The 24,827-nt window shown below is 73.2% G+C and carries 20 protein-coding genes; 6 read left to right on the top strand and 14 right to left on the bottom strand.

Translation table 11 applies throughout. The features are described from left to right. Positions 1–315: 315 nt before the first annotated feature. The gene (locus ACFYP4_RS25180) at positions 316–1,323 is read right to left on the bottom strand and encodes a stage II sporulation protein M (RefSeq protein ID WP_358854388.1); all 1,008 of its coding nucleotides are present in this window, start codon (positions 1,321–1,323) and stop codon (positions 316–318) included. Positions 1,324–1,441: 118 nt separating this feature from the next. On the opposite strand from ACFYP4_RS25180, the gene ACFYP4_RS25185 reads away from it, so the two are divergent. Beyond that, positions 1,442–2,530 (top strand): RDD family protein, encoded by a 1,089-nt coding sequence (locus ACFYP4_RS25185; RefSeq protein WP_388788241.1) that lies wholly within the window; start codon positions 1,442–1,444, stop codon positions 2,528–2,530. Positions 2,531–2,609: 79 nt separating this feature from the next. Here ACFYP4_RS25185 and ACFYP4_RS25190 read toward each other — a convergent pair whose 3' ends face one another. The 8 genes from ACFYP4_RS25190 to ACFYP4_RS25225 form a co-directional block, all read right to left on the bottom strand. Further along, complete coding sequence (locus ACFYP4_RS25190; protein WP_388788244.1) at positions 2,610–3,224, bottom strand: hypothetical protein; 615 nt, start codon at positions 3,222–3,224, stop codon at positions 2,610–2,612. Between the two features lie 136 nt (positions 3,225–3,360). Next, positions 3,361–4,818, bottom strand: a complete 1,458-nt coding sequence (gene ahcY / locus ACFYP4_RS25195; RefSeq protein ID WP_358854391.1) for an adenosylhomocysteinase — start codon at positions 4,816–4,818, stop codon at positions 3,361–3,363. Positions 4,819–5,221: 403 nt separating this feature from the next. Next, a complete protein-coding gene (locus ACFYP4_RS25200) occupies positions 5,222–6,199 on the bottom strand; it encodes a cation diffusion facilitator family transporter (RefSeq protein WP_358854392.1) in 978 nt (325 codons plus the stop codon). Positions 6,200–6,316: 117 nt separating this feature from the next. Beyond that, the gene (gene manA, locus ACFYP4_RS25205) at positions 6,317–7,468 is read right to left on the bottom strand and encodes a mannose-6-phosphate isomerase, class I (protein ID WP_388788248.1); all 1,152 of its coding nucleotides are present in this window, start codon (positions 7,466–7,468) and stop codon (positions 6,317–6,319) included. Positions 7,469–7,616: 148 nt separating this feature from the next. Continuing rightward, positions 7,617–8,744, bottom strand: a complete 1,128-nt coding sequence (locus tag ACFYP4_RS25210; protein WP_358854394.1) for an SIS domain-containing protein — start codon at positions 8,742–8,744, stop codon at positions 7,617–7,619. 42 nt (positions 8,745–8,786) lie between these two features. Then, positions 8,787–8,957, bottom strand: coding sequence for a Trm112 family protein (locus ACFYP4_RS25215; RefSeq protein WP_121402559.1), 171 nt, complete (start codon positions 8,955–8,957; stop codon positions 8,787–8,789). A gap of 274 nt (positions 8,958–9,231) precedes the next feature. Further along, the gene (locus ACFYP4_RS25220; RefSeq protein ID WP_388788252.1) at positions 9,232–10,593 is read right to left on the bottom strand and encodes a phosphomannomutase/phosphoglucomutase; all 1,362 of its coding nucleotides are present in this window, start codon (positions 10,591–10,593) and stop codon (positions 9,232–9,234) included. A gap of 209 nt (positions 10,594–10,802) precedes the next feature. Next, on the bottom strand, positions 10,803–11,177 hold the full coding sequence (locus tag ACFYP4_RS25225) for a DUF3499 domain-containing protein (protein ID WP_388788255.1): 375 nt from the start codon (positions 11,175–11,177) through the stop codon (positions 10,803–10,805). A 329-nt stretch (positions 11,178–11,506) separates the two neighbouring features. On the opposite strand from ACFYP4_RS25225, the gene ACFYP4_RS25230 reads away from it, so the two are divergent. Beyond that, a complete protein-coding gene (locus ACFYP4_RS25230; protein ID WP_358854419.1) occupies positions 11,507–11,956 on the top strand; it encodes a metallopeptidase family protein in 450 nt (149 codons plus the stop codon). 25 nt (positions 11,957–11,981) lie between these two features. Here the strand turns inward: ACFYP4_RS25230 and ACFYP4_RS25235 are convergent, their stop codons facing one another. From ACFYP4_RS25235 to ACFYP4_RS25245, 3 genes are all read right to left on the bottom strand, one after another. Then, positions 11,982–13,484, bottom strand: coding sequence for a DUF5719 family protein (locus tag ACFYP4_RS25235; RefSeq protein WP_388788258.1), 1,503 nt, complete (start codon positions 13,482–13,484; stop codon positions 11,982–11,984). Beyond that, on the bottom strand, positions 13,481–17,182 hold the full coding sequence (locus tag ACFYP4_RS25240) for a glycosyltransferase family 2 protein (RefSeq protein WP_388788261.1): 3,702 nt from the start codon (positions 17,180–17,182) through the stop codon (positions 13,481–13,483). The genes ACFYP4_RS25235 and ACFYP4_RS25240 overlap by 4 nt, the downstream gene beginning before the upstream one ends. A 182-nt stretch (positions 17,183–17,364) precedes the next feature. Further along, positions 17,365–17,628, bottom strand: coding sequence for a WhiB family transcriptional regulator (locus ACFYP4_RS25245; protein ID WP_350903911.1), 264 nt, complete (start codon positions 17,626–17,628; stop codon positions 17,365–17,367). A 682-nt stretch (positions 17,629–18,310) separates the two neighbouring features. On the opposite strand from ACFYP4_RS25245, the gene ACFYP4_RS25250 reads away from it, so the two are divergent. The 4 genes from ACFYP4_RS25250 to ACFYP4_RS25265 all read left to right on the top strand — a co-directional run bounded on the left by ACFYP4_RS25250 (position 18,311) and on the right by ACFYP4_RS25265 (position 22,257). After that, positions 18,311–18,823 carry a cysteine dioxygenase family protein gene (locus tag ACFYP4_RS25250; protein ID WP_358854399.1) on the top strand — a complete coding sequence of 171 codons (513 nt, stop codon included), beginning with the start codon at positions 18,311–18,313 and terminating at the stop codon, positions 18,821–18,823. Between the two features lie 34 nt (positions 18,824–18,857). Continuing rightward, positions 18,858–19,817: a 2-phospho-L-lactate transferase gene (gene cofD / locus ACFYP4_RS25255; protein ID WP_358854400.1), complete on the top strand. Its 960-nt coding sequence runs from the start codon at positions 18,858–18,860 to the stop codon at positions 19,815–19,817. Next, the gene (locus ACFYP4_RS25260) at positions 19,814–21,151 is read left to right on the top strand and encodes a coenzyme F420-0:L-glutamate ligase (protein WP_358854401.1); all 1,338 of its coding nucleotides are present in this window, start codon (positions 19,814–19,816) and stop codon (positions 21,149–21,151) included. Before cofD ends, ACFYP4_RS25260 begins: the two co-directional genes overlap by 4 nt. Before the next feature lie 104 nt (positions 21,152–21,255). Next, complete coding sequence (locus ACFYP4_RS25265) at positions 21,256–22,257, top strand: DNA-3-methyladenine glycosylase 2 family protein (protein ID WP_358854402.1); 1,002 nt, start codon at positions 21,256–21,258, stop codon at positions 22,255–22,257. A 6-nt stretch (positions 22,258–22,263) separates the two neighbouring features. On the opposite strand, the gene ACFYP4_RS25270 is transcribed toward ACFYP4_RS25265, so the two are convergent. Further along, complete coding sequence (locus tag ACFYP4_RS25270; protein ID WP_358854403.1) at positions 22,264–23,346, bottom strand: NDP-sugar synthase; 1,083 nt, start codon at positions 23,344–23,346, stop codon at positions 22,264–22,266. Between the two features lie 118 nt (positions 23,347–23,464). Then, a complete protein-coding gene (locus ACFYP4_RS25275; protein ID WP_388788268.1) occupies positions 23,465–24,802 on the bottom strand; it encodes a peptidoglycan recognition protein in 1,338 nt (445 codons plus the stop codon). Positions 24,803–24,827 lie beyond the last annotated feature (25 nt).

The following is a 24,827-nucleotide window of genomic DNA, read 5'->3' on the forward strand; positions in this document are numbered from 1 at the left end:
TGCGTTTCCGACTCTATCAGACCGTTTCCGGTGCCGATTTCCTCGGTGCTTTCCAGGTTCCCGCTTTCGCGTTTCCCTTTCCGGCGGTTCCGACTTTATCAGAAGTTTTGGGCCGGACTTACCGGCGTCATTTCTGAGTCATCGGGAGTGGCTTCCCGGAAATCGATTGTCTCCGGAAGCAGATAGAAACTAACCGCTGCCACCGGACTTGTCCAGTTCTAGGCAACTGTTCGAATCTACCTCCCCACAGGTCCCGTGTCAACAGGTCCCCTGGGGCGAAGAGGAGACTAGCAGCTCAGCGGCGGCGAACGCACATCAGGCGGCGGTCGGGACGGTGGCGCTGCGGTCGGCGGCCTCGACGTCACCGGTCTCGCCGGAGCGTGCCGCGCGGCCGCCCAGGACATAGACGTACGCGAGGAACGCCAGCTCAGCGACGACGCCGATGCTTATTCGGGCCCAGGTCGGCAGGCCGGACGGGGTGACGAAGCCTTCGATGGCGCCGGAGACGAAGAGCACCAGGGCGAGTCCTACGGCCATGCCCAGGGCCGCCCGGCCCTCCTCGGCCAGGGCGGTACGGCGGGACCGCGGGCCCGGGTCGATCAGGGTCCAGCCGAGACGCAGTCCCGTGCCGGCGGCGACGAAGACGGCGGTCAGCTCCAGCAGGCCGTGCGGAAGGATCAGGCCGAGGAACGTGTCGAAGCGCCCGGCCGACGACATCAGACCGATGCCGACCCCCAGGTTGAGCATGTTCTGGAAGAGGATCCACAGGACGGGGAGTCCCAGGAAGACACCGAGGACCAGGCACATCGCGGCGGCCTGGGCGTTGTTCGTCCAGACCTGGGCGGCGAAGGATGCCGCCGGGTGGCTGGAGTAGTAGGTCTCGTACTCTCCACCGGGACGGGTGAGCTCGCGCAGCTCGCCGGGGGCCGCGATCGAGGACTGGACCTCGGGGTGCGTACCGATCCACCACCCCAGGAGGGCTGCGACCGCCGTGGAGAGCAGCGCCGTCGGGACCCACCAGTGCCGGGAGCGGTAGACGGCGGCGGGAAAGCCGTGGGTCAGGAAACGGGTGACGTCGCGCCAGGAGGCGCGGCGGGTGCCGGTCACCACACTGCGCGCGCGTGCCACCAACTGGCTCAGGCGTCCGGTCAGCTGAGGGTCCGGTGCGCTGGACTGAATCAGGGAGAGGTGGGTGGCGGTGCGTTGGTAGAGGGTGACGAGCTCGTCGGCCTCGGCGCCGTTCAGGCGGCGCTGACGGCCGAGCAGCGCTTCGAGGCGGTCCCACTCGGCGCGGTGGGTGGACACGAAGACGTCGAGGTCCATCGGTTCTGCTGCTCCTCGTCCTCTCGTACTGCGTGTCAGCTTGTCGTACCGCGGCGCGATGCGCCCTCAGCTTGGCAGACTGGCGGTTCTCGGGGCAGGTCAGGGAAGGACGGCGCGTGTGAGTGAGCTGGTGACGGGCGAGGCGGTGGCGCTGGAGTTGCGCCCCGCGAAACTCCCGAGCCGAGGCCTGGCGGTGTTGCTCGACCTGGTCGTGGCCATGGTCGTCTACGTCCTGGTGACCGTCGTCCTGGTGATCTCCACCGCGAGTCTGGACGAGGCGGCGCAGATGGCGGTGTCGATCGGCTCCTTCCTTCTGGTGCTGGTGGGCGGGCCCATCGCGGTGGAGACGCTCAGCCACGGACGTTCGCTCGGGAAGCTGGCGTGCGGGCTGCGGGTGGTGCGCGACGACGGGGGGCCGATCCGGTTCCGGCACGCGCTGGTACGGGGTGCGGTCGGTGTCGTCGAGATCCTGCTGACGTTCGGGGTCGTCGCGTGCATCGCCTCACTCGTGTCGGCGCGGGGGCGGCGGCTCGGTGACGTGTTCGCCGGGACGCTGGTCGTACGGGAGCGGGTGCCTGCCGGGCGGGCGGGCTTCGTGCCCCCGCCGCCGCCCTGGCTGGTGGGCCGGTTCTCCGGGCTGGACCTCTCCGCCGTCCCCGACGGGTTGTGGCTCACCGTCCGTCAGTACCTGACGCGGATGCGGCAGCTGGACCCGCAGGTCGGCTGGGCGATGGCGCAGCGGCTCGCCGGGGATCTCGCCTCGTGCACGGGTACCGCGGTGCCGCAGGGGGTTCCCCCGGCCGCCTATCTGGCGGCGGTGGTGCACGAGCGGCAGGCGCGGGAGGTCCGCCGGTTGTTCGGCGGGGGCGGCGCCATGGGCGGGAGGCCGGGTGTGAGCGCCGGTGCGGCCGTGCCGGGGGCCTATCCGGCGTCGGGGTCCTATCCGGCAGTGGCGGGTCCGATGATGGCGGGCGGCCCGGGCCCGGCCTTCCCCCCTGTCGAACAGCCCGGCCGGTCCATATGGCCCGCCGACCGGCCGGGACAACCCGTACCGTCCATCGAACAGCCGGGGCAGCCCGTGCCACCCGCCGACCGGCCGGGGCAGCCCTGGGCAGGCGCCGAGCAGCCGAACGGGAGCCAGGGCCCCTCCGAGCGCCAGGGCAGGGAGTCCGGCCGGCCCGCCACCGGCTTCGCCCCGCCCGCCTGACCGTCGCAGCCCGGCGGACCTCCGGCACTCCCCCAGGACCGAGGTCCGTCCCGCACTCCCTCCCCCGCGCCGCGCCGCGTCAGGCGAACGACGACGGGGGTGTCTCCAGGTGTTCCAGCTCGATGCCGGGCGCGGCCAGGACCACGTCGCCGGCGAGGTGAACGGCGCTCTGCTCGCCGGTGTCCAGGGCGGTGACCTGGTAGGTGTCCACGGTCAGCGGGCCGTTGTCAGTGGCGTGTGCTTCTCTCGAGATCAAGGCCCAGGACTGGTCGAGGGTGCGGGGGGCCAGGACCGGGTCGGTGAAGGCGACGAGGCGTACGCGCGTCGCGGAGGCACCGGGGGTGAGGCGCAGCAGACGAGCGGTGGCGACGAGGAACGCCGGGGACGTCCCGGTGAAGGCGTGGGCGGGGACATTGCCTTCGGTGGCCCCTGTGCCTGCGGGGTCGGTGCGCACCCAGGTGACGCCGTCGAGCGCGGCACCGCGGACCTGCCAGCTCGCGGCGTGCAGTTCGAGCCGGATGGGGCGGCCGAGGTCGTCGAGGGTGAGGTCGACGGAGCCGGCGTGGTCGCCGGAGGGGGTGGTGAGCTGGGAGACGTAGCGCCAGCCGGAGGGGCCGGGCGCGCAGTGGAAGTGTTCTTCGGCGAGGGGGGTGTGATCGTGCGGGTCGTGGAGCGAATAGCGGCCGCGGGGCATGGGGGTCCTGGATCCTCCGGGTTCGGTCCGGCAACGGACAGGCCCCCGGCACCGGGGTGCGGGGGGCCTGCCTGGGACCTGCTGCTGGTCGGCGCGTCAGTGCGCGGACGCGCTCACCAGGTACTGAGGCGTGGGCTCAGTAGCGGTAGTGGTCCGACTTGAACGGGCCGTCGACCTCGACACCGATGTACGCGGCCTGCTCGGGGCGGAGCTTGGTGAGCTTCACGCCGAGCGCGTCGAGGTGGAGACGGGCGACCTTCTCGTCGAGGTGCTTGGGGAGCACGTAGACGTCGGTCGGGTACTCGTCGGGCTTGGTGAACAGCTCGATCTGGGCCAGCGTCTGGTCCGCGAAGGAGTTGGACATGACGAACGACGGGTGACCGGTCGCGTTGCCCAGGTTCAGCAGGCGGCCCTCGGACAGGACGATGAGCACCTTGCCGTCGGGGAAGGTCCAGGTGTGGACCTGCGGCTTGACCTCGTCCTTGACGATGCCGGGGATGCGGGCGAGGCCGGCCATGTCGATCTCGTTGTCGAAGTGGCCGATGTTGCCCACGATCGCCTGGTGCTTCATCTTGGCCATGTCGGCGGCCATGATGATGTCCTTGTTGCCCGTGGTGGTGATGAAGATGTCGGCCTGCTCGACGACGTCGTCGAGGGTGGTGACCTGGTAGCCGTCCATCGCCGCCTGCAGGGCGCAGATCGGGTCGATCTCGGTGATGATCACGCGGGCGCCCTGGCCGCGCAGGGACTCCGCGCAGCCCTTGCCCACGTCGCCGTAGCCACACACGACGGCGGTCTTGCCGCCGATGAGGACGTCGGTGGCGCGGTTGATGCCGTCGATCAGGGAGTGGCGGCAGCCGTACTTGTTGTCGAACTTCGACTTGGTCACGGCGTCGTTCACGTTGATCGCCGGGAACAGCAGGGTGCCGTCGCGGTGCATCTCGTACAGGCGGTGCACGCCGGTCGTGGTCTCCTCGGTCACGCCGCGGATCTCCGAGGCGAGCTGGGTCCACTTCTGCGAGCCGTCGGTGATGGTGCGGTGCAGCAGCTCGAGGACGGCGTGGTGCTCCTCGGACTCGGCGGTGTCGAGCGAGGGGACCTTGCCGGCCTTCTCGTACTCGACGCCCTTGTGGACGAGGAGGGTGGCGTCACCGCCGTCGTCCAGGATCATGTTCGGGCCGCCGCTGGGGGTGTTCGGCCAGGTCAGGGCCTGCTCCGTGCACCACCAGTACTCCTCCAGGGTCTCGCCCTTCCAGGCGAAGACCGGGACGCCCTGCGGGTTCTCGGGCGTGCCGTTCGGGCCGACCGCGATGGCGGCGGCGGCGTGGTCCTGGGTGGAGAAGATGTTGCAGGAGGCCCAGCGGACCTCGGCGCCCAGGGCGACCAGGGTCTCGATGAGGACGGCGGTCTGCACCGTCATGTGCAGGGAGCCGGTGACACGGGCGCCCGCCAGGGGCTGCGTCTCGGCGTACTCCTTGCGGATCGACATCAGGCCGGGCATCTCGTGCTCGGCGAGGGTGATCTCCTTGCGGCCGAATGCGGCCAGGGAGAGATCGGCGACCTTGAAGTCCTGTCGGTTGTCGACAGTGGTCATAAGGAGCTGCTCCTCGGAGGTTGGGTCGAGGTGGGTACGGCTGGTCTGCGCGGCGTCGGGCACACGCCTGCCCAAGGGGTCACGGGCATGCCGCGGTGCGCGCAGCGCAGTCCGTCGGAGGCCCTCTCTCCCTCGGCCGGCCCTCGTGGGGCCGCCCGACCGCCATCAGCAGCGACGTCTGGCTCGGTCACCAAGCTACACCGGTGGGCCCGGCGGCCCCAGTCCGCCTCCGTCCGCGGCCGGTCCGCACCCGGCGAAGCGGCGGCGGACGGCGCCCGTCCCGGCGGCGGTGCCGGCCGCCCGGCCACGGCGATCAGGAGCGGAAGGCGCTGGTCCCGGCGGGAAGCGGAACGGACGGCGCCCGCCCCGGATTCAATCGGGGCGGGCGCCGTCCGTCGCGGTGTCAGTGCTCGGTGACCTGGGCCGGTCCGCCGGGCGTCGCCTCGCGGTCCGGGCCCTTGACGGCCTCGGTCTCACTGTAGATGTCCGGCTCCAGGTAGATGACGCGGGCGATCGGGACCGCCTCGCGGATGCGGGCCTCGGCGGCGTTGATGGCGGAGGCCACCTCTCCGGCCGTCTCGTCGTGCTCGACGGCGATCTTCGCGGCGACCAGGAGTTCCTCGGGGCCGAGGTGGAGCGTGCGCATGTGGATGATGCCGGTGACCGTGCTGCTGTCGACGAGGGCCGTCTCGATCTTCTTGACCGTGTCCAGACCCGCGGCCTCGCCGAGCAGCAGGGACTTGGTCTCGGCCGCGAGCACGAGCGCGATCAGGATGAGCAGGATGCCGATGCAGAGCGTGCCGACGCCGTCCCAGACGCCATTGCCGGTGGCGAGGGCCAGGCCGACGCCGCCGAGCGCCAGGACCAGACCGACCAGCGCGCCGAAGTCCTCCAGCAGGACGACCGGCAGCTCGGGCGCCTTGGCGTGGCGGATGAACTGCTTCCACGAGTCGTTTCCGCGGTGCGGGTTGGACTCCTTGATGGCGGTGCGGAAGGAGAAGCCCTCGGCGATGATCGCGAAGACCAGGACGCCCACGGGCCAGTACCAGTTCTCGAGCTCGTGCGGGTGCCTGATCTTCTCGTAGCCCTCGTAGAGCGCGAACATGCCGCCGACCGAGAAGAGGACGATGGAGACGAGGAAGGCGTAGATGTAGCGCTCGCGCCCGTAGCCGAACGGGTGCTGGGGGGTCGCCTCGCGCTGGGCCTTCTTGCCGCCGACCAGGAGCAGGGCCTGGTTGCCCGAGTCGGCGAGCGAGTGCACGGACTCGGCGAGCATCGAGGACGACCCGCTGAAGAGGAACGCCACGAACTTCGATGCCGCGATCGCGAGGTTGGCGCCGAGTGCCGCCACGATCGCCTTGGTGCCGCCTGACGCGCTCATGTGTCCGGGGTGTCCCTTCGCCCTCTGCCAGTCACCGGGCCTTTGCCCGCCCTTTGCGATGGGCCATTGTTGCAGCCCGCTCCGACTAGTGCCCGTCAGACCGTCACCCGAACGCGATCAGGCGACGACGGTCGCCCGGAAGACCGTGCCCGGCCCGGACACCTCGGCCGCTTCGCCCGCCGGTACGAACACGGACTCGCCCGGTGACAGCGTGAACCCGCCGGCCCGCACCGAACCGGCCGTGCACAGCAGGATCTGCGGGGTCGCGCGGGTGAGGTCGTGCGGGGCGGTGTTCTCGGGCAGCACGTACCGCGAGAGGCGGAACTCGTCGATGGGGGTCGCGTAGACCTCCTCGCCGTCCGGGGAGGCCTCCGGGCGCAGAACGCCGGGCTCGCTCGCCTCGAAGCGGACGATGCGCAGGAGTTCCGGGACGTCGACGTGCTTGGGGGTGAGTCCGCAGCGCAGCACGTTGTCCGAGTTGGCCATGATCTCGACGCCGAGTCCGTCGAGGTAGGCGTGCGGGACGCCGGCGCCGAGGAACAGGGCCTCGCCGGGCTGCAGCCGGACGTGGTTGAGGAGCATGGCGGCGATGACGCCGGGGTCGCCCGGGTAGTGGTGGGCGATGTCGGCGTACGGGGCGTGGTCGCCGCCGAGGCGGGCGCAGGCGGCCGCGGCCTCGGTGACGGTGTGGGCCATCTCCTCGCGGTCGGCGGTGAGCAGAGCCGTCAGCACCTCGCGGAGGGCGGCCTCCTCGGGGTGGGCGTGCAGGAGGTCCACGTACGGCTTGAGGGAGTCCACTTCCAGGGCGGCGAGCAGTCGGGCGGCCGCGTCGGGGGCACGGAAGCCGCACAGCCCGTCGAACTCCGTGAGGGCGCAGATCAGTTCGGGCTTGTGGTTGGCGTCCTTGTAGTTGCGGTGGCCCGCGTCGATCGGGATGCCGCGGGTCTCCTCGTCCTGGTAACCGGCCCTCGCCTGCGCGAGGTCGGGGTGCACCTGGAGGGACAGGGGGGCGCCGGCGGCGAGGATCTTCAGCAGGAACGGCAGACGGGGACCGAACTTGGCGACGGCCGCGGGTCCCAGTTCCTGCTCGGGGGCCGCCTCGACGACCTGGTCGAGGGGGCCGCGCGGGGTGCGGGAGGGGGCGCCCGGGTGGGCCCCCATCCACATCTCCGCCTGCGGTTCCCCGGTCGGCTCCACGCCGAGCAGTCGTGGAATGGCGGTGGTCGAACCCCAGGCGTAGGGGCGGACGGTGTTGTCGAGGCGGTCCATCGCGTGTCTTCTCCGTACGTACGCTGCTCAGCGGGCGCCGGCCGTCAGGCGCGGGTCTTCATGTGCGGGCGGGTCGCCTGGGGGCGGACGGCCGGACCCGTGCCGTCGGAGCACGCCCGGTCACCCGGGCACCGCGGCGTGGTCAAGATCAGGCCCTCGAAGCGAGCGCGAGGTAAACCGCGGCGAAATCCGTGATGGCGATCAGTTCCGCGAGGGTCTCCAGCTCGCTTCCCTCCTCCGGTTCGAGCTCGCTGATCGCGGTGTCGTGGCCGAGAGCCAGTTCGCGGGCGGCCGGGGCCGCGCTGAGGCCGCCGGTGGGCCGGTCGCGGAGCAGCACCACGCGCGCGTGCAGGGCCTGTTGCTCCTCGACCCGGTCACGGAAGAAGTCCTCGGGGTCGGCACCGGCGGCGAGCGCCCCGGCGAGCAGGACGCTGTGGGAGGCGAGAGCCTCGGGCAGTTCGGCGGTGAGCGCGGGGCGGCCCGCGAGTTCGGCGAGCGCGGCCGTGAACCGGCGGCCCGCGGGGCCCGCGGAGATGCCTTCCGTCCAGATCACCGGGAGCGCGTCGGACAGTTCACTGGCGAGCGTCTTGGCGGGGTTGCTGTACGTCGCGGTGGCCGGGCCGCAGCGCTCGGCCACGCGGTCGAGCCGGTCGGCGACCTTGTGCAGCGCCTCGGGCGGGGCGGAGAGCAGGCCGGTGCGGTCCAGGAGGGCGAGAAGCGGAGTGAGCAGCGCCCACAGGACGCCGGGGGCGGAGGCCGTCAGCGGTTCGTTCGGTTCGTACGGGGCGGTCGCCATCGGTACGAACAGGCCGTGTGTGCCGTCCACCGACTCGGTCAGCGCCGATCTGGGCGGGGCGACGGCGGCGACGGTGCAGCCCCGGCGGTAGGCCTGTTCGGCCAGGAGCGAGAGGCCGGGCTCCGAGCCGTCGGGCGTGGCGATCAGGAGCAGGTCGACGGAGCCTGCCCAGCCTGGGAGCTCCCAGCGCAGTGCGCCCGCGGCGGGGGCGACGCCGACGGGTGTGAGCCGGGTGACGGGGCAGCTCGCGCCGGCGAGGGTGCCGAGCAGCTCGGCGACACCGGTGGCGGCCATGCCGGGGCCCGCGATCAGGACGCCCCGTGGCCGGCCCTCCGGTTTCAGGTCCGGGATCCCCGCCTCGGTGGCGTGCCGGACGGCGGTGCGGACGCGGGCGCCGGCGTCGGCCGCGCCGCGGAGCAGTTCGCGCCGGTCGACGCGGGCCAGCGTTTCGGGGTCGTCGAGCAGCGATTCGTCGAACATGGGACGGCAGCTCCGATCACCGGTGTGTCACCGGTCCGTCGTTCAAGCGGGGCGGCGGGCCTCGTCGACGAGGAGTACGGGGATGCCGTCCCGGACGGGGTAGGCGAGGCCGCAGTCCTGGCCGGTGCAGACCAGCTCGCTCTCCTGCTCCGTGAGCGGGGCGTGGCAGGCCGGGCAGGCGAGGATCTCCAGGAGGCCGGCTTCGAGCGGCATGGGGTGTCCTTCCGAACAGGTGGATGCGGCCTGGTCAGGGTACCGCCGCGGGCGACGGGGCGGGGCGTGGACCCAAACCCCGTCGCGCCCGGCCGGAACGGCATCCGGCTGCCGTCTGCCGGTGCCGGATGTCGGTGCCGGATGCCGGTGCCGGATGCCGGTGCCGGATGCCGGTGCCGGATGCCGGTGCCGGATGCCGGTGCCGGATGCCGGTGCCGGCGACGGAACCCGTCGGCCGCACCGGCCCGAAGGAGGACCGGGGGGCGCCTGCGGGTCAGCCCCTGATGATCTCCAGGACCTCGTCCCGCACCTTCGCCATCGTCGGCTCGTCGCGTGCCTCCGCGTTCAGGCGCAGAAGCGGCTCCGTGTTGGACGGGCGGACGTTGAACCACCAGTCGGCCGCGGTGACCGTGAGGCCGTCGAGTTCGTCGAGGGTGACGCCTTCGCTGCCCTCGTACGCGGTCCTGATCGCGGCGAGCCGCGCCGTCTGGTCGTCGACGGTGGAGTTGATCTCGCCGGACCCGGCGTAGCGGTCGTACTGCGCGACGAGGCCGGAGAGCGGGCCGTCCTGACCGCCGAGCGCGGCGAGGACGTGCAGCGCGGCCAGCATGCCCGTGTCCGCGTTCCAGAAGTCGCGGAAGTAGTAGTGCGCGGAGTGCTCGCCGCCGAAGATCGCGCCGGTCTTGGCCATCTGCTCCTTGATGAAGGAGTGGCCGACGCGGGTGCGGACCGGCTTGCCGCCGTTCTCCCGGACGACCTCGGGCACCGACCAGGAGGTGATCAGGTTGTGGATGACCGTGCCGCCGGGGTGCTTGGCCAGCTCGCGGGAGGCGACCAGGGCGGTGATCGCGGACGGCGGGACGGGGTCGCCGTGCTCGTCGACCACGAAGCAGCGGTCGGCGTCGCCGTCGAATGCGAGCCCGAGGTCGGCGCCCTCCTCGCGGACGCGCTGCTGGAGGTCGACGATGTTCTTCGCGTCGAGCGGGTTGGCCTCGTGGTTCGGGAACGTGCCGTCCAGCTCGAAGTACATCGGGACGAGGTCCAGCGGGAGGCCGGCGAACACGGTGGGGACGGTGTGCCCGCCCATGCCGTTGCCCGCGTCGACGACGACCTTCAGCGGGCGGACGGAGGTCAGGTCGACGAGGCCGCGGAGATGCGCCGCGTAGTCCTCCAGCGTGTCGCGCCGGGTGATCGTCCCCGGTGCGGCGTCCGAGGCGGGGGCGCCGGAGCCGGTCCAGGACTCGACGAGCGCCCGGATCTCGCCGAGGCCCGTGTCCTGCCCGACGGGGGCCGCGCCCGCCCGGCACATCTTGATGCCGTTGTACCGGGCGGGATTGTGCGAGGCCGTGAACATGGCGCCGGGCAGGTCGAAGGCGCCCGACGCGTAGTAGAGCTGGTCGGTCGAGCACAGGCCGATCTCGGTGACGTCGACGCCGAGCGCCGCGGCACCGCGCGCGAAGGCGCGCGAGAGACCGGGCGACGAGGGCCTCATGTCGTGACCGATCACGATCGCGTCCGCGCCGGTCACCCGGGCGAAGGCCGCCCCGAACAGCTCGGCCAGCGGCTCGTCCCACTGGTCGGGGACGACTCCGCGGATGTCGTACGCCTTCACGATCTGCGACAGATCAGCAGCCACGGGCAACCCTCCTGGAATTCGAGCAGTGGCCTCAAACTACCCGCCCGAACCGCTCATTCGCTGTGAAGGGCCGAGCGGGCGCATGTCCGCTGACCTGAGGCCCGAGGCAGTCGCCGTGCTCCGCCGCCGCGTGACCGGGCGGATGGCCTGACATGCGGCGGAGGGTCCCGGGACGGGTCCACGGACCGTGAAGAGCGGTCGGCGCGGCCTCAGTTGTCGGGTGAGCGCAGCACCCGCAGGTGGCCGCGGCGGGCGACCTCCATCGGGTCCGCGGTGCGCGGGCCGCCGCCGGCCTCCGCCGTGCGCTGCTGCGGGCGGGCGGCCTCGCGGACCGCGTTGGCGAGCGCCTCGAGGTCGTCGCCGCTGGGGCGGGAGGGGGCCGACCCGTCGGACAGCCGGACGACCTCCCAGCCGCGGGGCGCGGTGAGGCGTGCGGAGTGCTCCGCGCACAAGTCGTAGCAGTGGGGTTCGGCGTAGGTGGCGAGCGGGCCGAGGACCGCGGTCGAGTCGGCGTAGACGTACGTCAGCGTCGCGACGGCGGGACGGCCGCAAGCGGTGCGCGAACAGCGACGTACAGGGCTCACGACGTTGGACGGTACCGCACTCTTGAGCGGGCCGCGACGACTCTCCCCCGGGGCGGCCCACCGTGTCGTGCTGTGAGACGGCTCACTTCGATCCCTGAACACCCCTGTCTGACCTGGGAGTACACCGTCCGGCGCGCGGTGGGCCCGAAGAGGATCCGGTCATCACCCGGTGCAAACCACGCCAATTGCCACGAGGCCGACGGTCACGGAACGATACGGAATCGAGCCCAAGCTTGGCTGGAATGGTCATCCCGCGACATGCCGCGCCGTCTTCGGACAGCGCGTGGAGCCCGGCGCGCGGCCACGGCGGGGACTACGCTTCGTCAGTGATGGACAACCCCGTACCGCCCCGCGCCGCCGCGCCCGGGCCCCGCCGCCGCGACCGTCACGGCCGGGGCATGCGCGGCCCCGTCGCGCCGCCCCAGGTGCCCCTCGCCGCGAGCCGCGCCGAGGTGTTCGCGGATCTGGTGCAGGACTCCGTGGAGCGCCTGGAGCGACGCTGGCCGCAGCTCGCCGAGATCGACTTCATGGTCCTGGAGGTGCCGCGTCTCGACGCGCCCGGCGAGAGCTGGAACGACGAGGCGGTCCCCCTCGGCGGGACGATCCCGGCGCACGAGGGCCGGCACGCCCGCGTCGTCGTCTACCGGCGGCCGGTCGAGATCCGCTCCAAGAGCCGCGACGAGCGCGCGGCCCTGGTCCACGAGATCGTCGTGGAGCAGGTGGCGGAGATCCTCGGGCTGACGCCGGAGACCGTGGATCCCCGGTACGGCGAGGACTGACCGCCCCCGCCGCCGCCCGGGGCGCTCACTGCTTCTGCAGCACCGACAGATCCTGCTCGGCCCGGGGCACGGCGACCGTCCCGCGGTCGTCCGGAAGAGTCTGCACGGTGAACGCCGGCACCCCCTCGACCGGGGCCTCCAGCGTCCGGGAGGCGTAGACCGGGCCGCCGGAGAGCGGCTCCACCGTCAGCGCGTACCTGCCCCTGAGGCCGCTCGGGACGGGCGCGGCCACGTTCTGCGTGGTGCCGCCCTTGATCGTGAACGTCTTCGTCACCGCCTTGCCGCCCTCGCTGCCCGCGGACGCGGTGACCTTGACCTCTGCCGTGCGGCCCGGGGCGGCCAGGGCGAGCGTGGTGCCCTTGGCCCGGTTGTCGGCGACCGTCGCGCGCGCGGCGACCGGGGCGGTGGCGGGGATGAACGCGGTCTCCCGCTTGTCGCCCTTGCCGCGCACCACCCGAAGGGCGGCGACCACCGGCACCGGGTCGCCGCCGGCCGTCAGCACCAGGGAGCCCGCTTCCCCGCGCGTGACGTCGCCGAGGTCGACGGCGGCCGTCATGCCGGCCTTGACGTGCAGCGTCTCGTGCCCGGCGGGGGTGATCGAACCGGACGGCGAGGCCAGCCGCACCTTCAGGTCGGCGTCGGTGTCGCCGGGGGTGAAGGCGATGAGCCGCACGGACGTGGCGTCCTTGGGGATGCCCGGCAGGACGAGACCGGCCGCCGGGTCCGCGGCGGCCGGGAGCCAGTCCCCGCCGAGCTTGTCGTCCAGGGCCTGGACGGCCGCGGCGACTCGGCCGCTGCGGACGGTCACGTGCACGGTCAGATCGGTCTGCGGCGCGTCGGCGAGGGTGGACAGCAGGATCGCCTCGCCGGCGTGCGGCTGGACCGTGATGCCCTCCCCCACCGTGGACTTGAGGGCGCCGTCCTTGCCGTACAGCTCGATGTCGACGACCGCTGCCGAGTCGTCCGGGTTCGTCAGATGCACGTAGTCGGTGCGGTCGTCGCCGGTACCGGCACCCGGGAACCAGAACTCGGTGTCCGGGGCGGTGCAGTCGGCGCCGAGCAGTCCGCGGCCGATGCCCGCGGCGACCTCGGTGGTCTGCTGGACGGCCCACCCCGGCGCGAACGCGCCCTCCGCGGTGCCGACGAGGGCGGACCCGTCGGCACCGGAGGCGTCGGCGGTGACCGGCTTGCCGGGCTCCTTCGGCGACAGGACGGGCTCGGCCTCCCGCTTCTCCTTCTTCTCGTCGCCCCCGGCGCCGTCCCCGGACTTCCCGGCCGCCGGGCGGAGTTCGGCCCGGCCGCCGCTGCCGGTGCCCTTGGACACGGGCGTGAAGGACGTGTACGCGGTCTCGGCGAGGTCGGAGGTGCTGGGCTGCGGGCAGAGCAGGCTGGTGCGCTCGACGGGCAGCCGGGCGGCCGCCTTCGCGGTGTCACCGCCCGAGGCGTCGGGCGCGGTGAGCGCGGCGAAACCGGTGACGGCGGCGAGGGCGGTGGTGCCCGCGATCAGGGACAGGGTGGTGCGCTTCACTGCTGGCTCCCGTCGGGGCGCTCACTGTCGGTGCCGTGGGGCGGCTGCGGCGGCGTCGGGGGCTGCTGCGCCGGGTCGTAACCGGGGTCGTAGCCCTGGTGGTACGCCTGGTCGTAGCCCGCCGAGCCGCCGTACGCGTACGGGTCGTACTGGCCGCTCCGGTAGGGGTCGGCCCGGTACGGCTGCTCGTACGTGTCCGCCGGGTACTGCTGCGGGGTGCCCTGGTACCGCTCACCGCCGTAACTGCCGTACTCCGCGCCCGCGTAGCCCGCGTCGTCCCACTCGCCGTACGTCTGCTGCTGCGGCACGGCGGCCGGCGTCTCCTGCGGGGTCGGCGTCTCCTGCGAGGCCTGAGCCTGAGCCGGGACGGCGGAGTCGTCCTGACCGGGCTGCTCCGCGCCGGCCTCGGCCTGGGCGCGCAGCCGGCGGGCACGGCGGCCCTCGCCGGTGATCTCCTGGGCGGGCACGACGAGTTCCTCCTCGGGGAGGTCGTCGTCGACGTCCCGGCGCCGGCCGGGCAGGGCGAGCACCACGAGGACGACGGCGAGCGCACCCTGCGCCCACAGCCACGCGGTGTGCCCGACGGGCGCGTCGAAGGTGACGTCCAGCCTGCCGCCGGTGGCGGGCAGTTCGAAGCCCTGGGCCCAGCCGTCGACCGTGGTGGGGGTGAGCGGCTTCCCGTCCAGGGTGGCCGTCCAGCCCGCGTCGGCCGTGTCCGCGAGGCGCAGGACGCGGCCCGCCGCACCCGCGGGGAGGGTCGTGTGCACGTCTACGGGGCCGGCGGCGACGGCCTGCGGTTCGCCGGATTTCGGCACGACGGCCACGCGGGAGACCTGGCGGTCCACCCGCCACAGCGCGCTGCCGTCCCGCTGGCTGAGCCTGCTGAGGCCGGGCGTCGCGTCCAGGACGCGGCCGACCTCGCGGGGCGCGCCCTTGCGGACGAGGACGTAGCGCACGGCGAAGCCGCCGAGTTCGTCGGCCTGGTCGGCGCCGGAACCGGCCACCAGGTTGGCGACGACCTTGCCGAGCTTGCCGTTCTCGCCGTCCGCGGCGGCGAGTTCACCGTCGCCGAGGCGGGCACCGGAGCCGCGGACCAGTGCGTAGCCCACGCGGGCGGCGCTGTCGCTGTCGAGCACGAGGGTGCGGGCCTGGTCGCGGGTGCCGCTCTCCTCGGCGACGAACGCCGGCACCTGCACCGGGACGCGGCGCTCCACGGGTCCGTCGGCGCCGCGGATCATCCAGCCGGCGGCGACGAGCAGCGGGCCGGCCGCCGCGGTGAACGCGATGAGCGCGGCCACCGGCTGGCGCCAGCCGAAGCTCTGCTCGGCCACCCGCGCACGTGCCCCGTCGGCGCCGATCGCGGCGGCGCCGAGGAGGGCGATGCCGTACACGAGGGTGGCGGGTCCGGCCCAGGCCGAGCCGTTCGACAGCACGGCGAAGACGAGGGCGACCAGGGCGACGGCCCAGGCGGACCGGGCCGCCCGCTGCCGCTCGGAGCGCAGCAGGGCGGCCAGCGCGGCCAGCACGATGCCGGTCAGCACGAGTCCGCTGACCGTGCCGGGGCCGCCGGGGCTCCCGCCGAGCAGATCGAGCGGGGAGGCGGCGCTCGCGCCGTACTCCAGGCCGGCCTCCCGGAAGAAGCCGGACGGGAACAGCGACAGCGACCAGGGGGCGAGCACCAGCAGTGGCGTGCCGAGCTGGGCCAGGAAACGCGGTCCGTAGGCGGTGATCTCCCCGCGGCGCACCACGAGGAGGGCGAGGCCGAGGACCAGCGCGATGGGCCACACGATCGGCGTGAAGGCGGTGGTGAGGGTCAGCAGCAGGGCGTACGCCCAGGTGGCCCGCCAGCCGCCGCGCCCGCCGGAGGGGTGGGCGAGGCCGCTTGCCGCGATGCCCGCGCGTGCGATGAGCGGCAGCAGGACCGCGAGGACGGCGGTGCCGATGCGGCCGCCGGCGAGCGCGCCGGTGGCGGCGGGCAGGAAGGCGTAGGCGACGGACGCCCAGGCGCGCAGCAGCCGCGAGGCGACCAGGGGCCGCGAGGCGAAGTACGCCGCGAAGCCGGCCAGGGGCACGGAGCCGACGAGGAGCACGGTGACCGCGAGGCCTGTGGAGCCGAGCAGCACACTCGCGAGGAGGGCGACGAGGGCGAGATAGGGCGGCGCGGCCTGTGTGCCGCCGGTGCCCACGGTGTGCCAGCCGTCGAGATAGCGCGACCACAGCGCGGAGGAGTCGGCCGGGGCGGGCAGCAGTGCGCCGCCCGCCAGCGCGCCACCGCCGAACAGCTCACGGCAGGCGATGAGCGAGACGAACAGCAGGACCACGAAGAGCATCGGGCCGGGCTTGCGCGCGGCCCGCTTGAGCCGGGCGAACTGCTCGACCTCCAGGAAGTCGGCGTCGTCGCCGCCCGGTCCGGACTCGACCGCGCCGCCGTGCCGTCCGGCGCCCGGGGCCGCCTCGGCGTCGGAGCGGCCGACGAGACTGCCGGCGGCCTGTTCGACGGTGGCCCGCACGGTGGCGCCGGGTGGCGGGAACAGCGCCCGCAGTTCGCCCTTGTCGGCCTGCGCGGTGCCTCGTCTGCGTCGGCCCGCGATGATCCGCTCCGGCCGCAGCAGGGTGCCCAGGAGACCGCGGATCTCGTCGACGGCCTGGCCGGGGACCTTGCCGACCAGATACGCGACGGTGCGCACCAGGGTGCCGAGCACGAGCCGGAAGAGGATCCAGGGCAGCTGTGCGGTACGGGCGTTGACGAGGAGGGTGTAGGCGGCGCCCGCCTTGTCGACCTTGTGCGGGGACGCGGAGGTGCGGCCCACGCAGTCGACGGTGCGGCGCTCGCGGGAGGCGGCCTCCGCGTGCCGGACGACGGCCTCGGGGGCGACGAGGACGCGGTGTCCGGCGGCCTGGGCGCGCCAGCACAGGTCGACGTCGTCGCGCATGAGGGGCAGCCGGCGGTCGAATCCGCCGAGCTCCTCGAAGACGTCACGCCGGATCAGCATGCCGGCGGTGGACACGGACAGCACCGGCCGTACGTGGTCGTGCTGGCCCTGGTCCTGCTCGCGGCGGTCCAGGCCGGTCCAGCGGCGGCCCGAGTGGGCGATGGTGACGCCGACCTCCAGGAGCTGCCTGCGGTCGTACCAGCCGCGGAGCTTGGGGCCGACGACGGCCACGTCCCTGCCGAGCTCCAGCTCGTTCTCCACGACGCGCAGGAGCTGGGCGAGGGCGTCCGGCTCGGGGGCGCTGTCGTCGTGCAGCAGCCACAGCCACTGACGGGGTTCGCCGTGCGGGAACTCGGGCAGGTCGTACGCGTCGTCGCGCCAGGTGCGGCTGACGGGGTCCCAGCCGGTGGGGCGCTTCAGGTAGGGAAGGTCGTCCGGGGTGAGCACGCCCGCGGTCCTGGACGCCTCCTCGACGGCCTGGCCGAAGCCGGTGCGCCGGGCGAGGTGCAGCACCCGGTCGGCGCCGAGCGCGTCGGTGAGGAGCTGGGCGGAGTCGTCCGCGCTGCCGGTGTCGGCCGCCACCGCGTTCTGCACGGGGCGTTCCTGGCCGAGCAGCCCGGCGAGCGCCTCGGGCAGCCAGCGGGCGCCGTCGTGGGAGACGAGCACCGCGGTGACCACGTGACGCGGGAACTCGGGCGGGCGGGCCGGGTCGGACGGCGCGGTGGCAGCGCCGTACTGGCCTGCCGGGTGACTGTGCACGGACATCGAGGTACGGGCCCCGGTTCGCTGGACTGCGGTGGACGTCTGTGTCCGGCGGGGACAGCGGGACGTCTCGGACGAGGGCCCACACTAACGGCTGAGCAGCACAGCGGCCCGCCGCCTGTGGACAACCCACGTGCGACGGGCCGGTCGTGACGTATGCGTACGGAGGACTCGACGGGGTTCGGTCAGACCGCGGCCTTCTTCAGCCGTCTGCGCTCCCGTTCGGACAGGCCGCCCCAGATGCCGAATCTCTCGTCGTTGGCGAGCGCGTACTCAAGGCATTCGGAGCGGACCTCGCAGGCGAGGCAGACCTTCTTGGCCTCGCGGGTGGAGCCGCCCTTCTCGGGAAAGAAGGACTCGGGGTCGGTCTGGGCACACAGCGCCCGCTCCTGCCAGCCGAGTTCCTCTTCCGCGTCGTCGACCAGCAGTTGCTCCACCAGCTCGGTCATGTGCGCCCCTCGTCCGTCTTTCGCGTCCCCGTGCTGCTGTCGTCACCGATTTCGGCTGAACGACACGAGTGAAATTACAAGTGTGCCGATCCGGGCCAGTCAAGCCGAGATCTGCTATTGGGCCCCTTATTCACTCTGCGGAACCAAGGCTATGCGGAAAGTGTTCAAATCGGCATAAACGTGACACGCAGCGCGGACCCACACCCGGCCTCGGCCCCCACGGGGGATGACGTCCAGGAGTTCGATCCCGTTCCGGCACGAACACCGAAGCGAACTTGATCACAGTTGGATCACGGGTCCGCGGCGAGGTTTGTGCTTCCGGCTGTGCGCCATGTGTCCGGGGATGCGGGTGAACAAACCTTTCGCCTCTCGGATGGACCGGATGAGGTGAAACATCTCCCACATGGCGGACACGAAGTTGACAGTCCTGGTGTGAGCCGGTGTCCTAGTGGGCATGCTCGCGAACTCGGCACTCACCTCGACCCGCACCGCCGGGTCCCACGGTGCTGCCCGCGCTCGCTGCAGCTGTTGCTGTCCCAGCTGTTGAGCCCTACCGCGCTCCGGCTGCCTCGCCGCACCGAGGCGACTGTCCGCCCCACCGGGGCACCCCCTCCCGTCCGTGATCCGGACGGAAACCGTCTGCGACACCCCAGCACTCTCCCGCCGAGGAACCACCGCACCCATGAACAGTGACAGCGACCTCCAGATCGCCGGCGACATCCTCGAAGTCCCGCATCTGCTCCAGCCGCCGCGCGAGCACCCCGCCACCGTGGCCGAGTTCGCCGGCCTCGCCCGGACCATCGCCGGGGACCGCTCCCAGTGGGCGCACCTCGTCCGGTACGACGCCACGACCCGCTGGTACCACCGGCTGCGGACGGGCCCCGGCTACGAGGTGTGGCTCCTGTCCTGGGTGCCGGGCCAGGGCAGCGGGCTGCACGACCACGGCCCTTCGTCGGGCGTCCTGACGGTCCTGGAGGGCGCACTGACCGAGCGCACCGAGCGGGGCGCGCGCGCCTTGGGCGCGGGCGCGCAGCGGGTCTTCGCTCCCGGCTACGTCCACGAGGTCGTCAACGCCACGCTCGAACCCGCCGTCAGCCTGCACATCTACTACCCGGGCCTGACCGAGATGCCGATGCACGCCGTTCAGTGCGCCGGGCGGGCCGCGCACGACCCGGAGGATGCCGTAACCGCCTGACACGTTGTCGCACGCGCCTGCAAGACTGAACCTCATGCGCATTGTGGTTCTGGCAGGCGGCATCGGTGGTGCCCGGTTCCTGCGCGGTCTGAAGCGGGCCGCGCCGGACGCGGACATCACGGTCATCGGCAACACCGGGGACGACATCCACCTCTTCGGGCTGAAGGTCTGCCCGGACCTCGACACGGTGATGTACACGCTCGGCGGCGGCATCAACGAGGAGCAGGGCTGGGGGCGCGCCGACGAGACCTTCCACCTCAAGGAGGAACTCGCCGCGTACGGGGTCGGGCCCGAGTGGTTCGGGCTCGGCGACCGTGACTTCGCCACGCACATCGTGCGGACCCAGATGATGGGGGCGGGCTATTCGCTCAGCGCGGTCACCGAGGCGCTGTGCGACCGGTGGCAACCGGGCGTCCGCCTGATCCCCATGTCCGACGACCGCGTGGAGACGCATGTCGCCGTCGAGGTCGACGGCGAGCGCAAGGCGATCCACTTCCAGGAGTACTGGGTGCGGCTGCGGGCCTCCGTCGAGGCGCTGGCCGTGGTGCCGGTCGGGGCGGAGCAGGCGAAGCCCGCGCCCGGCGTCCTCGAAGCCGTCGCCGAGGCCGACGTCGTGCTCTTCCCGCCCTCCAACCCCGTGGTGTCCGTCGGCACGATCCTCGCCGTGCCCGGTATCCGCGAGGCGATCGCCGACGCGGGCGTCCCCGTGGTCGGCTTGTCCCCCATCGTCGGGGACGCGCCCGTGCGGGGCATGGCCGACAAGGTGCTGGCCGCGGTGGGCGTCGAGTCGACGGCCGCGGCGGTCGCCGAGCACTACGGATCGGGTCTCCTCGACGGGTGGCTCGTCGACACGGTGGACGCTTCCGCCGTGGAGCGGGTCGAGGCCGCGGGCATCCGCTGCCGTGCCGTACCGCTGCTGATGTCCGATCTCGAGGCCGCGGCGCGGATGGCACGCGAGGCGCTGACGCTGGCGGAGGAGGTGCGGGGCGCTTGAGCGGGGGGCTGCCCGCCGGCGGGACCGCGCCCGCCACGGCACCCGGTTACCGGGTGTGGGCCGTGGCCGGGCTTCCCGAGGTCCAGCCGGGCGACGACCTCGCCAAGCTCGTCGCCGCGGCCGAGCCCTCCCTCCTCGACGGCGACGTGCTCCTCGTCACCTCGAAGATCGTCTCCAAGGCCGAGGGGCGGATCGTCGAGGCGGCCGACCGCGAGGCGGCCATCGACGCCGAGACCGTCCGCGTGGTGGCGCGGCGCGGGGCCCTGCGCATCGTCGAGAACCGGCAGGGGCTCGTGATGGCCGCCGCCGGGGTCGACGCCTCGAACACGCCCGCCGGGACCGTGCTGCTGCTGCCCGAGGACGCCGACGCGTCCGCCCGCGCCCTGCGCGACGGGCTGCGGGACGCGCTCGGGATCGACGTCGGCGTGGTCGTCACCGACACCTTCGGGCGGCCGTGGCGCACCGGGCTCACCGACGTCGCCATCGGGGCCGCGGGCGTACGGGTGCTCGACGATCTGCGCGGGGGCACCGACGCCCACGGCAATCCGCTGAGCGCGACCGTCGTCGCCACCGCCGACGAGCTGGCCGCCGCGGGCGACCTGGTCAAGGGCAAGGCCGCCGGGCTGCCCGTCGCCGTCGTGCGCGGGCTGGCGCACACGGTGGCCGAGGACGACGGCGAGGGGGCCCGGGCCCTGGTGCGGGGCGCGCGCGACGACATGTTCCGGCTCGGCACCTCCGAGGCCGTACGGGAGGCGGTGACCCAGCGGCGTACCGTGCGGGCCTTCACCGACGAGCCCGTGGACCCGGGCGCGGTCCGGCGTGCGGTGGCCGCGGCGGTGACCGCTCCGGCGCCGCATCACACCACTCCCTGGCGGTTCGTGCTGCTGGAGTCCGAGGGGTCGAGGACGCGGCTGCTCGACGCGATGCGGGACGCGTGGATCGCGGATCTGCGGCGGGACGGGAAGACGGCGGAGTCCATCGCCCGGCGGGTGCGGCGCGGGGACGTGCTGCGCAGGGCGCCGTACCTGGTCGTGCCGTGTCTGGTCATGGACGGTTCCCACACGTACGGCGATCCGCGGCGGGACGGCGCCGAGCGGGAGATGTTCGTCGTCGCCGCGGGTGCCGGCGTGCAGAACTTCCTGGTCGCGCTGGCCGGGGAGCGGCTCGGCTCCGCGTGGGTGTCCTCGACCATGTTCTGCCGCGACGTCGTGCGCGAGGTGCTGGAGCTGCCCGGGGGGTGGGACCCGATGGGCGCGGTGGCCGTCGGACACGCCGCCGAGGAGCCGAGGGCCCGCCCGGAGCGGGACGCCGCGGCGTTCATCGAGGTGCGCTGACCCCGGTACGGCCGCCGCCGGGCCCGGGACCACCGCGGCCGGTGTCCGCGGGCCGTCGGACCGCCTACTCTCGTAGGGCATCCCGAACCCCTAGGACCTCACCCGTGGCCGGACGTTTCTCTCCCGGGCCGACGCGTACCACCGTGCGCGGCGGGCACACCGTCGTGCCCGCTGGTGTGCCGCGGCCCGCGCCCGAGCCCGGCCACGGGCGGACCTGGACGCCGCCGGGGCCGCTCGACCTCGGTCTGGTGCTCGGACCGCTGCGCCGGGGGCCGGGTGACCCGACCTTCCGTACGACGCCGGACGGGTCCGTGTGGCGCGCCACCCGTACGCCCGCCGGCCCCGGGACCCTGCGTGTCGCGCTGCGGGGCGGGGCCGCCGAGGCCGAGGCGTGGGGGCCGGGGGCGCAGTGGCTGCTGGAGCAGCTGCCCGAGCTGCTCGGTGCCGCGGACGACCCGGACGCCTTCGCACCGCGCCACCGCCTGGTGGCGGTGGCGCGGCACCGGCGGCCGGGCCTGCGGCTGACCCGCACGGGGCTGGTGCTGGAGTCCCTGATCCCCTCGATCCTGGAGCAGAAGGTCACCGCGGATGAGGCCTACCGGGCGTGGCGGCTGCTCGTGCGGAAGTTCGGGGAGCCCGCGCCCGGCCCCGCGGCCGGACGGATGCACGTCATGCCGGACCCGCGGACCTGGGCGCTGATCCCGTCCTGGGAGTGGCACCGGGCCGGCGTCGACGACAAGCGGGCGTCGACGATCCTGCGCGCGGTACGCGTGGCCGCGCGGCTGGAGGAGGCCGTGCGGCTGGACCCGGTGCGGGCGCAGGCCCGGCTGGAGCTGGTGTCCGGGATCGGGCCGTGGACCTCCGCGGAGGTGGTGCAGCGCAGCCACGGGGCGGCGGACTCGGTGACGGTCGGGGACCTTCACCTGCCGCGCATCGTGGGGTACGCGCTGGCGGGCGACCGTGACGCGGACGACTCCGTGATGCTGTCGCTGCTGGAGCCGTACGCGGGCCAGCGGCATCGTGCGGCCCGGTTCATCCTGCTGGCGGGCCGCACCCCGCCGCGACGGGTGCCCAAGATGCCCGTGTGGGACATCGGCCGGCTGTAGACGGGGTCACTGGTCCGACGAGAAGCGGACCGCGCCGGCCGGGATGCGGGCGTCGCACCACACGCGCACACCGTCGCGGAGTTCGTTGTCGGCGCCGACCGTCGCGCCGTCGCCGACGACCGTGCCGGTCAGGATCGAGCGCCGGCCGATCCGGGACCGGGCGCCGATCAGGGAGTCCGTGATGACGGCGCCCGGCTCCACCACGGCGCCGTCCAGGACCGTGCTGCCCGTGATCCGGGCGCCCTCGCCGACCACCGCGCCCTCGCCGACGACCGTGCCGCCGGTCAGCTTGGCGTCCGGGGCGACGGACGCGGTGGGCAGGACCAGGCGGTCGCCGCAGCGGCCGGGGACCGCCGGGGAGGGGGCGCGGCCGAGGACGAGGTCGGCGGAGCCGCGTACGAAGGCCTGCGGGGTGCCGAGGTCCAGCCAGTAGGTCGAGTCCACCATGCCCTGCAGATGAACGCCGGTCGCGAGCAGGTCCGGGAACGTCTCGCGCTCCACCGAGACGGGGCGGCCCGCCGGGATGGTGTCGATGACCGAGCGGCGGAAGACGTACGCCCCCGCGTTGATCTGGTCGGTGACGATCTCCTCGGGGCTCTGCGGCTTCTCCAGGAAGGCCGTCACCCGGCCGGTCGCGTCCGTCGGCACCAGGCCGTACGCCCGTGGGTCCTCGACGCGGGTGAGATGCAGGGAGACGTCCGCACCCGAGGTCTCGTGCGTGCGGACCAGGGCCGGGATGTCCAGGCCGGTGAGGATGTCGCCGTTGAAGATCAGGACCGGGTCGTCCGGGCCGGAGTGCAGTCGCGAGGCGACATTGCGCAGAGCACCGCCGGTGCCGAGGGGCTCCGCCTCCGTGACGTACTCGAGGTGGAGGCCGAGCGCCGAGCCGTCACCGAAGTAGGGCTCGAAGACCTCGGCCAGGTACGAGGTCGCCAGGACGACGTGCTCCACCCCCGCCGCCCTCGCCCGCGCCAGCTGGTGCGTGAGGAAAGGGACCCCGGCCGCCGGGACCATCGGCTTGGGGGTGTGCACCGTGAGCGGGCGCAGCCGGGTGCCTCTGCCGCCGACCAGGAGGATCGCTTCTGTCACCTGTCGTCTTCGCTTCCTGCTGGGGCCGGCCGAACTGTGTTGCGGCCGGCCAGTGTATGCAGACCCGTTGGACGGGCGATCCGACGGCCGCACCCTCGCCGTACCGGGGCGCCGGCCCTCATCGGCCCTGGTAGCGGGCCGCCGTGGAGCGGGCCGTGCCGAGCTTGGTGTAGAGACGGCGTCCGGGACACTCGGTGGCGAAACCGTCCCGATGGCCCGAGATCACGTTCAGTCGTACGTTCTGGCCTTTTCGGTAGAGATTGCCACCGCCGGACTTCAGGTATGTCTTGCCGCGCGGATTGGCCCCGAACAGGCCCAGCTTCCATGCGGTGAGCTTGGCGACGGCCTTGACCGAGGCCGCGGAGGGCTTGGTGGAGCCGAAGCTGCCGAGGACGGCGATCCCCATGCTGTTGCTGTTGAACCCGAGTGTGTGGGCGCCCATGACGGGCTTCGCCACGCCCCCGGCGCGGCCCTCGTAGATGTTTCCGCACTTGTCGACGAGGAAGTTGTAGCCGATGTCCCGCCAGCCGCTGCTCCGGACGTGGTAGCGGTAGATGCTGCGGATGACCGAAGGTGCCTGTGCGCAGCGGTAGTTGTTGCCCGACGCCGTGTGGTGCACGAAGGCCGCCTTGACCTTGTTCGTGTACACGAAGCCGCGCTCGCGCAGCCCCTCGTCGGCGCCCCAGCCCCGGCGCGTGACGATGCGCGGACGCGGGCCGATGTACGGCTGGACGCGCCGCTCGTTCCCGGCGGCGCGCTGTCCGCTCCGCCCGCCCGCCGGCATCGCCCGGACGCTCTCCCGATCCGCCCGGCCGCTCAGGAACTCCGCGACCGTCCGCTTGCGGGACAGCGCGGGGAACTCGGTGGCACCGGCGCGCGGGGCGTCCACGGGTCCGCGGTCCGGGGGCTCCGCGCCGGGGTCGACGAGTTCGAGGTGCAGGCCACGGGGGAAGGGCGAGTCGTCGAAGGCGCCGGCGCGTTCGTCCGCCTCGGCCTGCACCCGCACCTCGACGCCGTTGGAGTTGCCCACCCACAGGGGTGCCGTCGCCCCGCGCACCCGGCCCGAGGCGCGCTCGGCGGTGTCGGGGTCGGCCGCGTGCTCGTGGTTGTGCGTCTCGACGTCCTGCCAGCCGGACCAGCGGCCGCTGCCGACGGCCCGGGTACGGACCTGGACCCGGCCGAACAGCTCGGTGTCCGGGTCGTCCCAGATGACGCCGACCAGCGAGAAGGGCCGTACGTCCCGGCGCTGGAGCCCCTGTCGGGGCGTGGCGGTTCCGGCGGCGCGGTCGGCGGGGAGCGGGGCGAGGGGGAGGGATTGGGTGCTGCCCGGCAGGGCCGCACGGGAGGCCGCGGGGGCCAGGTCCTGAGCAGTCGAGGCCGAGGCGGGCAGGGCCCCCGGAAGGGTGAGGGCCGCCGCACACGTGACACCGATCGAGGAAGCAAGAAATCCACGCATGCGAATGATCGTGGACATAGTCATA

Origin of the sequence: Streptomyces sp. NPDC005551 (genome assembly GCF_042871785.1) — a bacterium.
Lineage (GTDB): Bacteria > Actinomycetota > Actinomycetes > Streptomycetales > Streptomycetaceae > Streptomyces.